The organism is Flavobacterium aquidurense (assembly GCF_001404985.1).
Taxonomy (GTDB): domain Bacteria; phylum Bacteroidota; class Bacteroidia; order Flavobacteriales; family Flavobacteriaceae; genus Flavobacterium; species Flavobacterium aquidurense_B.
This window is the reverse complement of sequence record NZ_JRLF01000010.1, coordinates 118,389-134,153: the sequence shown is the minus strand read 5'-3', so window position 1 is coordinate 134,153 and position 15,765 is coordinate 118,389. Positions and strand designations below refer to the sequence as shown.

Annotated in this window: 11 protein-coding genes; 2 read left to right on the top strand and 9 right to left on the bottom strand. The window is 33.5% G+C overall.

Translation table 11 applies throughout. The features are described 5' to 3' along the window. Window positions 1–139: 139 nt before the first annotated feature. Window positions 140–2,905 (top strand): outer membrane beta-barrel protein, encoded by a 2,766-nt coding sequence (locus tag RC62_RS09060; protein WP_055094720.1) that lies wholly within the window; start codon window positions 140–142, stop codon window positions 2,903–2,905. 136 nt (window positions 2,906–3,041) lie between these two features. On the opposite strand, the gene RC62_RS09055 is transcribed toward RC62_RS09060, so the two are convergent. From RC62_RS09055 to RC62_RS09020, 8 genes are all read right to left on the bottom strand, one after another. Further along, entirely contained in the window at window positions 3,042–3,797 is a 756-nt protein-coding gene (locus RC62_RS09055) for a DUF2490 domain-containing protein (RefSeq protein ID WP_055094718.1), read from the bottom strand. Between the two features lie 179 nt (window positions 3,798–3,976). After that, window positions 3,977–6,523, bottom strand: a complete 2,547-nt coding sequence (locus RC62_RS09050; protein ID WP_055094716.1) for a TonB-dependent receptor — start codon at window positions 6,521–6,523, stop codon at window positions 3,977–3,979. 244 nt (window positions 6,524–6,767) lie between these two features. Then, window positions 6,768–7,181, bottom strand: coding sequence for an RrF2 family transcriptional regulator (locus RC62_RS09045; protein WP_055094714.1), 414 nt, complete (start codon window positions 7,179–7,181; stop codon window positions 6,768–6,770). A gap of 67 nt (window positions 7,182–7,248) precedes the next feature. Next, window positions 7,249–8,076, bottom strand: a complete 828-nt coding sequence (locus tag RC62_RS09040) for a TPM domain-containing protein (RefSeq protein ID WP_055094712.1) — start codon at window positions 8,074–8,076, stop codon at window positions 7,249–7,251. Between the two features lie 3 nt (window positions 8,077–8,079). Next, window positions 8,080–8,517 carry a TPM domain-containing protein gene (locus RC62_RS09035; RefSeq protein ID WP_055094710.1) on the bottom strand — a complete coding sequence of 146 codons (438 nt, stop codon included), beginning with the start codon at window positions 8,515–8,517 and terminating at the stop codon, window positions 8,080–8,082. A 102-nt stretch (window positions 8,518–8,619) separates the two neighbouring features. After that, window positions 8,620–9,201: a LemA family protein gene (locus tag RC62_RS09030; RefSeq protein WP_055094708.1), complete on the bottom strand. Its 582-nt coding sequence runs from the start codon at window positions 9,199–9,201 to the stop codon at window positions 8,620–8,622. Between the two features lie 34 nt (window positions 9,202–9,235). Then, complete coding sequence (locus tag RC62_RS09025; RefSeq protein ID WP_055094707.1) at window positions 9,236–9,568, bottom strand: MerR family transcriptional regulator; 333 nt, start codon at window positions 9,566–9,568, stop codon at window positions 9,236–9,238. Between the two features lie 48 nt (window positions 9,569–9,616). After that, window positions 9,617–10,594 carry a peptidoglycan DD-metalloendopeptidase family protein gene (locus RC62_RS09020; RefSeq protein WP_055094705.1) on the bottom strand — a complete coding sequence of 326 codons (978 nt, stop codon included), beginning with the start codon at window positions 10,592–10,594 and terminating at the stop codon, window positions 9,617–9,619. A gap of 261 nt (window positions 10,595–10,855) precedes the next feature. On the opposite strand from RC62_RS09020, the gene alaS reads away from it, so the two are divergent. After that, window positions 10,856–13,492, top strand: a complete 2,637-nt coding sequence (alaS, locus tag RC62_RS09015; protein WP_055094703.1) for an alanine--tRNA ligase — start codon at window positions 10,856–10,858, stop codon at window positions 13,490–13,492. A gap of 334 nt (window positions 13,493–13,826) precedes the next feature. Here alaS and RC62_RS09010 read toward each other — a convergent pair whose 3' ends face one another. Continuing rightward, window positions 13,827–15,572, bottom strand: a complete 1,746-nt coding sequence (locus RC62_RS09010) for an ABC transporter ATP-binding protein (protein ID WP_055094701.1) — start codon at window positions 15,570–15,572, stop codon at window positions 13,827–13,829. Window positions 15,573–15,765: the final 193 nt, after the last annotated feature.

The following is a 15,765-nucleotide window of genomic DNA, read 5'->3' as shown; positions in this document are numbered from 1 at the left end:
AATGAAAGTCCCCATATCAGGGGATTTTTTTTTGCACCACTTTTTTAATGGCATACTATTTGAATAAATGTGAAATCTACAATTAAACCTTTTGCTTTTTTTGTAGTCTAACTGATCTAACTAACCTAAGTACTATTTTATGACCAAAATTTATTCATTTCTATCGCTTTTTTTTCTTTTCGTCTTTACTGCAAATGCTCAGAACGACATAACCGTAAGAGGGACTGTTCTTGATGTTAACACTCAACTGCCCTTAGAATTGGCAACGGTTTATTTTACTACAATCAAAGATTCTACCGTTATCGAATATGCTACCACAGATAAAAATGGGGATTTTAGAATGAATATTAAAAAATATGAGAAGCCTGTTTTTTTAAAGGTGAATTATATGGGATATCAAACCTATTTTGAAGAATACAAAGGACTTACTGAAAGTAAGGATTTTGGTAAGATATATTTGATCGAAAATGTAAATGCCCTTAATGATGTTGTTATAAAGACAGAAGCGGCTCCTATTACCATCAAAAAAGATACTTTAGAATTTAATGCAGCTTCTTATAAAGTACGTCCGGATTCGAATGTCGAAACATTATTAAAACAATTACCGGGTTTTGATGTTGATAATGACGGAAAAATTACTGTAAACGGGCGAGAAGTAAATCAGGTATTGGTAAACGGAAAAACTTTCTTTGATAAAGATGGTGCTATAGCTATCAAAAATTTACCGGCAGATATTATTAAAAAAATACAGGTTTCTGATTTTAAAACCAAAAAAGAAGAACTTTCCAAGCAAGAATCAACTTCAGATTTTTCGAGTATAAATATTACTATCGACGAAAAGAAAAACAAAGGTTATTTTGGAAAAGTAATGGGAGGTTATGGCACAGATGACCGTTATGAAGCAAACGTAAATCTGAATTATTTCAACAATAAACAAAAGATAAGTCTGCTGGCCTCTTCAAACAATATCAATTCTACAGGATTTTCTATGGATGATGTTTTTGATAATATGGCAGGCGGAAGAAATAGTAAAGGAGGAAATTCCGGATCTGGCGGGGGTGGAGCAAAAGGAATTACGCAGTCGAATTTATTAGGGGTTAATTACTCTGATGACTGGACAAAAGACCTGCTTGCAATGGGGAGCTACAATTTTTCGAATACAGTAAACAAAAACGACAGTAAATCGAATCAGCTTAGTTTTTTGCCAACCGGAAATATTATCACTGAAGCTGATTCTAAAACAAGAAACGAAAGTACAGGAAACAATGTTAATTTTGAATTAGAATATAAAATTAATCGGTCAATGCGAATTGTAGTAACGCCTAAGTTAAGCCAATCGCGTACCAACAGCAGTGCAATTTCATCCAGTTTTTCTGAGGATGAAAATGGAAATGCGCTAAACGAAAGTACTTCGAACTCCTATTCTGAAGGTGAAAACACGAATTTTGGAAATGCGATTAACTTTAATAAAACTTTCGAAAAAAAATCTAGAAATTTAAGTTTTGTTTTCTCTAATAATAATACAGATAGTGACTCTAATACAAGAAACGTATCAGAAACTATTTTTTATCAGGATGACACTAAGCCAAATGATCAGAGAAATCAAAATACAAAAAAGAAAACTACAAGCGATTCTTATTCTGCTGACATAGAATACACAGAACCTATAACAGATTCATTAAGAGTTAGGTTTGGTTCTGATTTTGACTGGAAAACATCAGCAAATGACGAAAGAACTTTTAATTTTGATCCTGCAACACAAGAATATACAGACTTGAATCTGGCTTTAAGTAATTATACAAATTCAACACAAAACTCTGTTACTCCAAAAGTGGGCGTTACTTTGCAAAAAAATAAATTCACACTTAATCTTGACAGCAGAACTTCAATTATTAATTTTGATAATCATTCGCTTTATTTAAATAACGCAACAGATTTAAATAAAAAATACGCATTGCCTTTTGCAACTGCATTATTAAGATATAAATTCAGCCGTTCTAAAAATTTGTCGTTTAAATATGATTATTCAAATGCACTGCCTTCTGCAACACAATTAATGCCGGTTATAAATCTTAATAATCCATTGAATACAATTGTTGGAAATCCTAATTTGCATCCGGTAGAAAAAAATAGTGTAAACTTTAATTTTAGAAATTATGATTTTCGTTCCCGCTCAGGTTATAGTGTGTATTTAAAAGGAGATTATTATGATAATGATATTGTATCGACTTCAATTTATGACGAAAGCGGAAAAAGAAATACAACATATGTAAATATATCCGGAGTATATAATGCTTCTGTAGGTGCAAACTGGAATCAGCAAATCAAAAGCGGGGCACATAGTTTAAGATATGGTTTGGGCTTAAATGCAAGTTATTCGTTTGATAAAGGATTTACAAATGCAATTTTATACAATGCAAAATCTACAGCAATAACTCCAAAAGTATATTTATCATATGATTACGGAGAGATTTTAACCATTGCACCATCTTATAATTTATCCTATAATCAATCAAAGTATGAAAATTACTCCAGAGATGCGAGTTCAAATGTCGTGCACAAAATTAATTTGCAGACTACAACATACTGGCCTGAGAATTTAATCTGGGGAAATGATTTTGGATATACTTACAATTCAAATATATCAGATGATTTTAAGAAAGATTTCTATTTATGGAATACAAGTTTGTCATATGGTTTTTTCGATAAAAAATTATATGCAAAAGTAAAAGTTTATGATGTTTTAAATCAAAACCTTAGTGCAACCAGAACAATATCTGCAACTTCTATTAGAGACGAAGAAAATACAGTTTTAAGACGTTATGTAATGTTTTCGTTAGCCTATAAAATTGGCAATTTTGCAGGGGCAGAAAAAGGAGCGAAGAAAAGACAAAGAATGGAATAGGTTTAAAAACCTAAGATTAATTTACTGTGACATTAAGTTTTTTAAGCACAAAAATAAATAAGGATTTTATTTTGAATTTACCTTCGGTTTTAACCGGAGGTTTTTTTGTATTGCAATTTGGAGATTTTGTATTGAACTATTTTTTTTCTAAATTTTTAGGACTTCTTTTTATTCTATGATAAAGAGTAAGTCTGATAATATCACGGTCATAAAAATCTATGCCACTTGATCGCCTCTGGAAGCTTTTCAGGTATCCTAATTCTAAACCAATATCAGGATTAAAGTGATAACGTAATGCGGTATAAAATCGGTTTTGATCAAAGATGTTTTTTTTATTGTCTTTCCCAAAATTAAACATCACTTCATCTGAAATAGTTGCTTTTATGCTTCGTCTTTCTTTTTTCCAAAGATCAAAAGTCGATTGTAATCGATATCTGAATCTGTAAGCAAAGGAAAATTCGTCAAGTAATGCTGTTTTATTGGCTTTCTGAATAAAGCGTTCTTCAAGCTGAAAACGATTGTGAAATGTAATTTTAGCAATATAATTGATAAAAGTAACATCTTGTTGTATGCGATATTCAGGAATAGAGTAATCTGGATCAGCTTTAGGATCTTGCGTATTGACATTAAAATAGGCAAAACCCGCACCTAAATCAATGTTTTTAAGAACCCTGTATCTTCCTTGAATTCTTAATACAAATAAATTTTCATGAACAGGATTCAGAAAACTTCGATTGTCTATCTCAGAATGAATTGCCCAGTTTTGGGTAATAGGTAAAATATTGTAGTATCTAATCCAGGTTAAAGTCTGCTGATCTGTCTTTTTACTATTTTGTGCCGATAAAAAAGGGCTTACAAAGCCTAAAAAGAGTAATAATCTAAGAACCTTCATTCAGTGGATATAAATTCAGGCTGCGAATATATACAAATCAGGATATATCTTAAGAGAAGTGGATTGCTTTTTAAATTCGTTTTAAATTCAATTTTGTGATTTTATGATGATTACAGGATAAAAAAAACGAGGCAAGTTTTTAAAACCTGCCTCGTTCATCTATTTAAACCAAATGTTATTTATAGTGAATATTTTAAAGTAACACCATAAGTTCTCTGATCTCCAATTACACCGGCATATTGTCCTGTGTTTCCACCTGCAGGCAATAATTGCTCATAATAATCTTTATTTAAAAGATTACGTCCCCAAAAGTGAATCGATAAACCCTGAGAAGCACGGAAACCTAAACGGGCATTAAAAATAGCATAGCCGGGAACAGTTAAATATTTTGAAGCCGAAGGACTTGAAGAGAATTCAGAACGGGCATAAGAATCTAAAGCAACAAAAGCTTTTCCTGAGTTTCCAAAGAATTTTGCATTATTAGAAAGTTCACCTCCAAGAGATCCTGCCCATTTAGAAGCACCAGGTAATTCAGTTCCGGAAACATCCTTGAAAGCTACCGGAGCACCTGTTTCTTCTAACGGAAGTGGAGCGTTTGTAAATTTCACATACTTACCATCAGTATAAGTTGCAGCACCATTAATAGTTAAGTGTTGGTTGATAACAAAACTAGCATCAAGTTCAGCACCTCTTACACGTACTTTATCAGCATTAGCCAGATAACCACGGTTTACACCCAATTCAGCTGCCTGAACGTTAGTTTGAAAATCTTTGATATCTGTATTAAAGAAAGCAAGGTTAAATACTGAATTTCTAAAAGGAGAAGTTTTTACCCCTACCTCATAATGATTTACTTTCTCTGGTTTGATTACTGCAAGATCAAGTAAAGGCAAGCCTTTTGCATCTGTTGGAAGTCCGGCTACGTTTACACCAACCGGTTTGTAACTTTTTGCATAAGTTGCATAAAGATTGATTTTGTCCGAAGCTTTAAAAGTTAATGTTAAGTTTCCTGAAAAATCAGTATTATCTGTACTGGAATCAAAAGCCTGATCAGAATAAACTAATTTTTTTAAAGCTAATAATGCAGGATCAGTAGTTTGTAATCCTCCGTATGTTTTACGGGCATAATGCGCGTCTTTTTTATCAAAATTATATCTTAAACCTGGTAAAACATGCAGGCGATCTGTAATAGCCCAGTCAATTTGTCCAAATACTGCAGCGCTTGATGCTCTTATATTTGCATCAGTTTTGATTCCGTATCCTTCAAAAAGACCCGGAGTTTTCCATAAGGCACTGGTTGTACTTTGCGCAAATCTCCATTGTGCATTACCGGATTCCTCGGTACCATCTGTTTGAGAGGTTTGATCGATAAAGAATACGCCCACAACTCCACTGATTTTTTCTGTAAGCTGACCTGCGTAACGAACCTCTTGCGTAAATTGAGTTTGTCTTGTTGGGTTTTGAGATAATGCCAATACCTGTAATCCTGTAAAATCCCTGTCATTTGACGGATCCCAGTTCCAGAAACGCCAAGCTGTAGTTGAAGTAAGTGTTCCTGAACCAATTTTTGTATCAATGTTTAAAGAAAGACCACCCATATCTTGTCCGGAACGCCATGGAGTATCATGATCGATTTTACGGTCAAAAGCATTTAAACTAGGTAATTGATAATTCAAATCCTTAATAATAGCATCAAACTGGCGATAAGCAGGTCTTTGTGTAGGAGCAACACCGGCAACAACTTGTGCATATCCGTCCGGACGTTGAGTTGTAATATCTCCTGCTAATATAATATTAGTATTTTGTGTTGGAGTCCAAAGCAATTGACCTCTAATTCCCTGATTATTTAAGGTATTTGTTGGTCTTCCTGTGGCAACATTATCAATTAAACCGTCACGTTGTGTACCTGAGAAAGATAAACGACCCGCTACTTTTTTACCTAAAGCTCCTGTTACGGATGCCTTAGCTTGTAGAAAATTATAGTTTCCGTAGCTCACTTCAAAATCAGCTCCTGAAGTAAAACTTGGTTTACGGGTTGTAATATTAAAGGCACCAGAAGTTGTGTTTTTACCAAACAATGATCCTTGTGGTCCGCGTAATACTTCGATTTGTTCTACATCAATAAAGTCTAAAGTAGTGGCAGCAGGACGAGCATAATAAACCCCGTCTACATAAAAACCAACTCCCGGATCAATACCATCATTAGTAAGTCCAAAAGGAGAACCAAGACTACGAATGTTTATTCCGGTATTTCTGGGATTCGAAGAATACAATTGTACAGATGGAACTAGTTCTTTGATACGGTTAACATTAAAAGCTCCTGTTTGTTCTGCTTGCTTACCTGTAATAACTGATATTGCAATTGGTACATCCTGAACTTTTTCTATTCTTCGTCTTGAAGAAACAACAACTTCAATAAGTTCATTTTCTTCTTTAATTGTTAATTGTAACGGCGCAGTTGGTATAGCAGTAAGTTCTACTTCTGTAGTTTTATACCCAACGTACTGAATTAAAATAGTAACCGGAAGTTTTCCTTTACTGTCAATAATAAATCTTCCGTCGCTATCTGTAGTGGTATTAGAAGTTGTTCCTTTAATAACAACGTTAGCAGCTTCTAGTGGAATGTTTTCGCTTGTTTTAACGACGCCTTCAATGTTTTGTGCAAATGATATTGAGAAAGTTAAAAAGGATAGTATTGTAAATATATTTTTTATAGAATTTTTCATTTTTATATTAAGTATATGTGATTAGTAGAATTTAAATTAAAATTTTTTTTACCAGCACATACACATCATAGAAGAATTGTTTTTCACAGAAGTGAAATCATTATTTTGGTTTCTTTGCAAAAGATTTTTAGAACCTGATCGATTGTAATTTACTTTCATGGGTTAAAATTTTGGAAATGGTTGTTGTTTTTTTTGCAAATATATGTAAATTCTATAGATTTACTAGGAATTAGAAAATATTTTTTTATTTCTTTACAAGTGAGGCTATTGTAATGCCTTGCATTGCCTTAAGAGTTTCATCACGAATGATCATTAAACCGTGTCTTAGACTGCATTCTTCCTCGGTTTTGCAATCTGAGCAAGGTTCATAAAAGTTTAATGAAGCACAAGGCAAAAGCGCAATTGCACCATCAAATAAACGATGGACTTCGGCTAAAGTAATATCGTTTTTTGAGCGTATCAAATAATATCCGCCAAATTTTCCTTGTTTACTGCTCACAAAACGTCCTCGTTTTAGATCTAATAAAATTTGCTCTAAAAACTTTTTAGGAATATTGGCTCCTTCAGCAATTTCTATAGTTCTTGAAATATGATTTTCGTCCTGTTCTGCTAAATAAAGTAAGGCCTTAAGGGCGTATTTTGCTTTATGTGATAACATCTATCTTGAATTATTAATTGTAAATTATAAATTTTAAAACTGTCACTGTAAACTGTGACTTTGTTTTTTACCAGCCTCCGCTAGAACCTCCACCAGAGAATCCGCCTCCGCCAAAACCTCCGCCAAATCCGCCTCCGCCGCCGGATGAGCCACCGCCAAAACCTCCGCCAAATCCGCCTCCGCTGCTTCTTCCAAGACTACTTAAAAGAATAACATCAAGCAAGCTTGGACCTCCACCGCTATTATTGCCTGAATTTCCTCCGCCACCTTTATTTCGTGACAGTAAAATTAATACAATTACAACAATTACAATAAAAGGAAATATCGGAAAATCTTTTCCTTTGCTTTGTTGCTTGCGTTCGCCTTTGAATTTTCCTTTAAAAACATCAATTATAGCATCAGTTCCTTTATCTAGGCCATTATAAAAACTTCCGGCTTTAAATTCCGGAATAATAATATTTCTAATTATGGTTCCTCCAATTCCGGCAGTCAATCGGTCTTCAACTCCGTATCCGGGATTAATTGCGATTTTCTTTTCGTTTTTAGCCAATAAAATAACGACTCCGTTATCATCTTTTGCAGTTCCTCCAATTCCCCAGGTTTGTCCCCATTTTGTAGCTAACTGGCTCACATCTTCGCCTTTTAGACTTTCGATTGTAATGACTACAATTTGCGTTGTGGTAGAATCTGAGTAACGAATAAGCTTTTCTTCCAATTGTGCCTTTTCAGACGCACTTAAAATATTCGCATAATCATAAACAGAAGTTTGAAAACTTGGTTTTTCAGGAATTGTAAATTGCGCAAAAATGCAATTGGTGGTAAAAAAAGCGATTAGCAAAAAGGTAAACTGAAAAAGTCCTTTTGAATAAGATATTTTGTTTTTGGAAAATTTCATTGTTTATCCTTTTGAGATTTCGTTTGATAATTCGTTCGTGTCACCTTCAAACCACGGAAAGTATTTTTTTAATTGTTCACCGGCATTTAATATACCATCTACAATACCTTGTTTAAAGTTTCCTAATTTAAATTGGGCGATCATGGCATCTTTGGTACAATCCCAAAAATCTGATGCAACCACATCATTTATGCCTTTATCACCACAAATAGCAAAAGTTTTATCTGCTACGGCAAAGTAAAATAAAACCCCGTTTTGTTGTTGGGTTTCATTCATTTTTAATTCATAAAAAACTTCTAAAGCCCTGTCAAAAGGAACTTTAGAAGTTGTTTTTTCTATATGAACTCTAATTTCGCCAGAAGTATTTTTTTCGGCCACGCGAATCGCTTCAACAATGGTTAATTCTTCTTCCTTGGTTAAAAAATCTTCTACTTTTGACATTGGAGTTGTTTTAGTCCTGATGTTATCAGGATAGATTATTGATGTTGTATTATTAGACTAAATCTTAGATGTTAAGAAGTCTGATGATCTAACAATCTAAATTTAGAATTTTACTTCAACTGGTTTATCAGCACCTGCAACAGCTTCAAAATATGGTTTTTCTTTGTAGCTTAAAAACCAGTTATTTGGAATTGCAAGAATGTAACCATTGTAATCTTGTACAGCTTCATTAAAACGAGTTCTTGCTGTTAAAATTTGGTTTTCTGTACTTGCCAATTCGTCTTGTAATTTTAAGAAATTCTCGTTTGCTTTTAATGTTGGATATTGCTCAACAGAAACTAACAATCTTGACAAAGATGAAGATACACCACTTTGTGCCTGGTTGTATTGCGCTAATTGTTCCGGAGTTACATTACTTGGATCAATAGTTACAGAAGTAGCTTTTGCACGAGCTTCGATTACAGCTGTTAATGTTGATTTCTCAAAATCTGCAGCTCCTTTTACAGTGTTTACTAAATTTCCAATAAGGTCATTTCTTCTTTGGTAAGTAGTACTCACATTTCCCCATTCTTTATTAACTGCCTGATTTTTTTGCAAACCAGTATTTTTAATTCCAATTGACCAAAAAGCAATAATAGCAATAAGTACTACTATAATTCCTACGGGGATTAACCATTTTTTCATATTCGTTTTGATTTAAGTTTATTTCTATTTTTAATTACAATTCGTTTTTGATTTCGTTTAATTGCGTTTTTATCGTCTCTAATTTACGTATTATTTCGAATTTATCTAATGTTTTCTTTTGTCCTTCTTTTAGATGTGTTCTCGCGCCATCCAGTGTAAAACCTCTTTCTTTAACTAAATGATAAATCAATTGAAGGTTGGTAATATCTTCCGGCGTAAACATTCTATTGCCCTTGGCATTTTTCTTAGGTTTCAAAATATCAAATTCGCTATCCCAAAACCGTATCAATGATGCATTGACATTAAAAGCTTTGGCAACTTCGCCAATGCTATAATATCTTTTATCCTTTGAAAGCTCAATGTGCATGATTTTTAATTTTCTATTTTAATTCCAAAAATACTACTTTTTGGAGGATTAATCTAATGACTGGTTCTCTTGGTTTGCCATTTGTGAAATTGCCACATATTCTACTGCCGAAATATTTCCGTAATAAAAATTCAGCGGGTTTACGACTTTTCCGTCTTTATGAACTTCATAATGACAATGAGGACCTTCAGATCTTCCTGTACTTCCTACATAACCAATAACATCGCCACGTTTGACATGTTGACCGGCTCTGCAGTTGTATTTACTTAAATGAGCGTATAAACTCTCGTATCCAAAACCGTGCCTGATCACAACATGATTTCCAAATCCTGAAGCCGCCGCATCTGCTCTTTCTACAACGCCATCGCCTGTGGCATAAACGGGAGAACCTGTATTTGCTGTAAAATCCATTCCGTTATGCATTTTTCGCACTTTTGTAAACGGATCAGTTCTATATCCAAAACCAGATGCCATTCGTTTTAAATTCTCATTCCTGACAGGCTGAATTGCAGGAATTGCCAATAATAAATTTCCTTTTGTACTTGCTAATTGCAAAATTTCATCTAATGATTTCGATTGTATGGCTAATTCTTTTGACAATTTGTCAATGCGTTTTGTCGTATTCAATACCAACTGTGAGTTGTTGTACCCTTCTAAATCTTTATAACGTTTAGGATCTCTAAAACCTGCTTTTCTAATCGAATCCGGAATTTCGGTTTTATTAAAATAAACCCTGTAAATATTGTTGTCCCTATTTTCTAAAGCTTCGGTTACATCATCAATTTCATCCATTTTTTTGTTTAAAATCGCATATTGCAGCTTCAAATTTTCAATTTCACGTGCTTGTAATCGATCTTTTGGAGTTTCGAAATAAGAAGTGTTGATTAAAAGTACAAAAACTAAAAAACCAAACAACGCCGATGCCAGCAAAAACAGCAAAGCGTAGCCAATTTTAGCCCGTTTTCTGGTTTTTATTTTCGTATAAGCCAGATTTTCTGAGTCGTAATAATATTTTACTTTCGCCATATTTTAAAATACCCTATTTTTGCAGCTTGTAAAATAAGTTAGTCGAACAAATTTAATAAATGTTTCAGTTGTTCGAAGCTTTTTTCAAGAATAAAATAGAATTAGATAATGTGTAAATTTGATAATTAGATAATGTTTTTAAAGTGAAATTTATTGTTTTGAATGGTAAGTTTCTAATTAAAAAATAACATTAACATATTTTCAGATAAAGTAAATTATCTAATTGACACATTATCAAATTATCACATTTCTAATTATAACATGAAATCACAAGACGTACGTAAACAATTTTTAGATTTTTTTAAAAGCAACGGACACTTAATCGTTCCGTCGGCTCCTATTGTGCTTAAAGATGACCCAACCTTAATGTTCAATAACTCGGGAATGGCCCAGTTTAAAGAATATTTTTTAGGAAACGGAACCCCAAAAAGCAAAAGAATAGCCGATACGCAAAAATGTCTTCGTGTTTCAGGTAAGCATAATGATCTTGAAGATGTAGGTTTTGATACGTATCACCATACCATGTTCGAAATGTTAGGGAACTGGTCTTTTGGAGATTATTTTAAAAAAGAAGCAATCAACTGGGCTTGGACTTTATTGACAGAAGTGTATAAAATTCCGAAAGAAAATCTATATGTTTCGGTTTTTGAAGGAAGCAAAGAAGATAATGTTCCTTTTGATCAGGAAGCTTGGGATATCTGGAAAACATTAATCGATGAAGACCGAATTATCCTTGGAAATAAAAAGGACAATTTCTGGGAAATGGGAGATCAGGGACCATGCGGACCTTGTTCAGAAATTCACGTTGATTTACGTTCAGAAGCTGAAAAAGCACAAGTTTCAGGAAAAAGTCTGGTAAATAATGATCATCCTCAAGTAGTTGAAATCTGGAATAATGTATTCATGGAATTCAACCGTAAAGCTGATGGTTCATTAGAAAAACTTCCTGCACAACACGTAGATACCGGAATGGGATTTGAGCGTTTGTGTATGGCTTTGCAAGGAAAAACATCAAATTATGATACGGATGTTTTTACTCCGCTTATCGAAAAAGTAGAACAAATTACAGGTTTAAAATATACATCTGACGAGGTAAAAAACATCTCAGAAGAACAAAATAAAACAAACATTGCAATTCGTGTTGTAGTAGATCACGTTCGTGCGGTTGCGTTTGCAATTGCTGACGGACAATTACCATCAAACACCGGAGCAGGTTATGTAATTCGTAGAATTTTGCGTCGTGCTATTCGTTACGGATTTACATTTTTAGGTACAAAAGAACCTTTTATCAATAAATTGGTAGAAGTTTTGGCAAACCAAATGGGGGAATTTTTCCCGGAAATCAAATCGCAACAGCAATTGGTTACCAATGTAATTCGCGAAGAAGAAGCTTCTTTCCTGAGAACTCTTGATCAGGGTTTGCAATTGTTAGACAATGTAATTGCGCAGACTAAAGGTTTAGAAGTTCCCGGAGCAAAAGCATTCGAATTATACGATACTTTTGGTTTTCCGAAAGATTTGACGGCTTTGATCCTGAAAGAAAAAGGAATGTCTTTTAACGAAGCTGAATTTGATACATCGATGCAGGAACAAAAAAATCGTTCACGCGCTGCATCAGAAGTTTCAACAGAAGACTGGTCAGTTTTGATCCCTGGAAATGTAGAAACTTTCGTTGGTTACGATCAGGTAGAGAATGAGGTAAAAATTACCAGAATTCGTAAAGTAGATTCTAAAAAAGACGGAATTTTATACCAAATTGTTTTAGATAATACACCATTTTATCCGGAAGGAGGAGGACAAGTTGGAGATAAAGGAACTTTAGTTTCGGCAAACGAAACGATTGAAATCATTGATACAAAGAAAGAGAACAATTTGATTTTACATTTTGCAAAACAATTACCTGAGAATATCGAAGCTGGTTTTGTTGCAAAAGTAAATGCTGATTTAAGAGGTTCAACTTCTAAAAATCACTCGGCTACGCATTTGATGCATTTGGCTTTAAGAAACCTTCTTGGAACTCATGTAGAGCAAAAAGGTTCATTGGTAAATCCAAATTATTTGCGTTTTGACTTTTCGCATTTTTCTAAAGTTTCAGAGGAAGAATTACGTCAGGTAGAAGCAAGTGTAAATGCACAAATTGAAGCACAACTACAATTAGTAGAACACAGAAATATTCCGATTAAAGAAGCATTGGATAAAGGTGCAATGGCTTTATTTGGAGAGAAATATGGAGATAATGTCCGTATGATTGAATTTGGTGACAGTAAAGAACTTTGCGGTGGAATTCATGTGAAAAACACAGCAGAAATCTGGCATTTCAAGATTATTTCTGAAGGAGCAGTAGCAGCTGGTATTCGTCGTATTGAAGCGATTACAGGTGATGCAGTAAAAGATTTCTATAAAAATCAAGAGAATACTTTATCTGAAATCAAAGAGACATTAAAGAATCCGCAGGATATTTTAAAATCTGTTGCTTCACTTCAAGATGATAATGCTAAATTGAAAAAGCAAATCGAGCAATTATTAAAAGAAAAAGTTGGCGCTTTAAAATCAGAACTGGAGAAAGATTTTCAAGAAGTAAACGGAGTAAATTTCCTTGCTAAACAAGTAGATTTAAGTATGGCATCGACTAAAGAATTAGCTTCTGTATTAGGAAGTTCAAAAGCAGATTCGTTTGTGTTTTTAGCTTCTATAGAAGATGGTTTGCCAAATATTCACTGTTATATCTCTAAAGAATTGGTAACAAGCAAAAGCCTAAACGCAAATGCAGTTATCAAAGAATTAGGAAAATATATTGAAGGAAATGGGGGAGGACAACCTTTCTTCGCATCCGGAAAAGGTAAAAATGCAAGCGGAATTGCAGAGGCTTTGGCTAAGGCAATTGATTTTGTGAAGTAAGTTGCTAAGAATCTTAGAATCTAAGTTTCTGAGATTCTAAGATTTTAAATTATAGATAAAGTAAACCCGACAGGTTTTAAAACCTGTCGGGTTTTTGTATTTATTAGTATTTTTTCTCGTTTTATGTCATTTCGACGAAGGAGAAATCACACTGGAAACTCAGTATAGTATGTGTCAATCTTTGTCGAGTTACGCGTGTGATTTCTCCTTCGTCGAAATGACAAATAGTACGTTGATTACTTTAATATAAAAAACTTTGCGACTCTGCGACTTTGCGAGATTTAAAAAAAAAGCTTAGAAACTTAGAGCCTCAGTAACTTAGAAGCTTAAAGGATTACTTTCTTTCCCCAATTTGCTGACGCCACATAGCGTAATACAAACCTTTTTCGACAATTAAATCGTCATGTTTACCAGATTCAATAATTTTACCTTGTTCAAGTACAAATATTCTGTCAGCATGCATTACAGTAGACAATCTATGGGCGATTAAAACGGTAATTCTGTTTTTGTCGGATATATTTCTGATTGTAGTATTGATTTCTTCTTCGGTTATAGAATCCAAAGCTGAAGTAGCTTCATCAAAAATCAATAAATTTGGATTTCTTAAAATGGCACGAGCAATAGATAAACGTTGTTTTTCACCACCTGAAACTTTAATTCCTCCTTCGCCAATTGTGGTATTTAAACCATCTTCGGCACGTTTTAATAATTTGTCACAACTTGCTCTTTTCAAGGCATCATATAAATCTTCATCGGTCGCATTTGGCTTTACGAATAGTAAATTTTCACGAATTGTTCCGGAGAATAATTGAGCATCTTGCGTAACGAATCCTAGTTGTTTTCTTAAATCAAGCAAATCAATATCTGTAGAATCAATATCATTATACAATACCTGACCTTCTGCGGGTGTATATAATCCAACTAATAACTTCACAAGAGTTGTTTTACCAGAACCTGACGGACCAACAAAGGCAACAGTTTGTCCTTGTTTAATTTCAAAATTAATATTTTCGACCGCTTTAAATTTTGCAGTTTTATGTTGAAAACTCACATTCGAAAAAAGCAAAGATTGAATCGCTCCAACATGCTTTGGGTTTTTAGGACGAAACTCTTTTGGGGCACTTAATAAAGTTTTAAAGTTTTCCATCGAAACTTTGGTTTCATTCAATGCAATGATGAAATTCCCCAATTCTTGTAAAGGCCCAAAAATAAAGAAAGTAAAAAATACCATTGTTAATAAGTCACCAACAATAATTTTATTTCCAAACAAGAAATAGTACAAAGTAAAAACCACGCAAGTTCTTAAAAAGTGAACCGTTGTTCCCTGAATGAAACTTAAACTCCTGATAAAACGAATTTTCTCTAATTCAAGTTGCAGGATTTTAAACGTGTTCAGGTTCAAACGTTTTTCTTCCTGATAGGTTAATCCAAGACTTTTTACAAGTTCAATGTTTCTTAAACTTTCGGTTGTAGAACCTGCCAAAGCATTGGTTTGATTAACGATTTTTCGAGAAACAATTTTTATTTTTTTACCCAGATACGAACTAATTAAAGCTATAATTGGAGCCGTAATCAAAAAGATAATCGAAATTCGATAATCGATTCTGGCAACATATACAATTACAAATATGAATCCGATAATGGTTTGAAAAATTAAAGAGATCGAAAGTGTAATTAATTTTTCAGAATCAGAGCGAACTTTAGTCAGTTTACTTAAAGTTTCACCGCTTCGTTGATCTTCGAATTCGGCATATGGCAAATCAAGAGATTTTTTGATTCCGTCCGTATACATTTGCGCTCCGGTTCTCTGAATCACTACATTGGTAAAATAATCCTGAAAGTTTTTTGTAATTCTGGAAACCATTGCAGCACCAAGAGAAAGACCAAGCCAGAAGGATAAAGATTTTATGAATCCAATTTCGTTGCCTGCATATTTATGTAAGCCAACACCGCAATCCTGCATTAATTTACCGGTAATAATAGAGTCTGATAAGCTGAAACAAATGTTTATAGAAGCCATAATCAAAGCAAAAAGCAAAAGCATTTTGTGCTTGATTATATAAGAATATAATAATTTCATAGATGGAATTAAATTTGTGGAAGATGCAAAAGTAGTGAATAGTTTGAGTTTATGAATCTGCTTTCTGTTATTAAAACTGTAAATTTTTTCACAGCAGAAATTACGGAGTGTATTTTTTTAAATCTTGGATGTTTTAATTTTTTATGAAATATATTTTTTAATAACGGAGTAATAAAAAAACTAAGAAAATAGC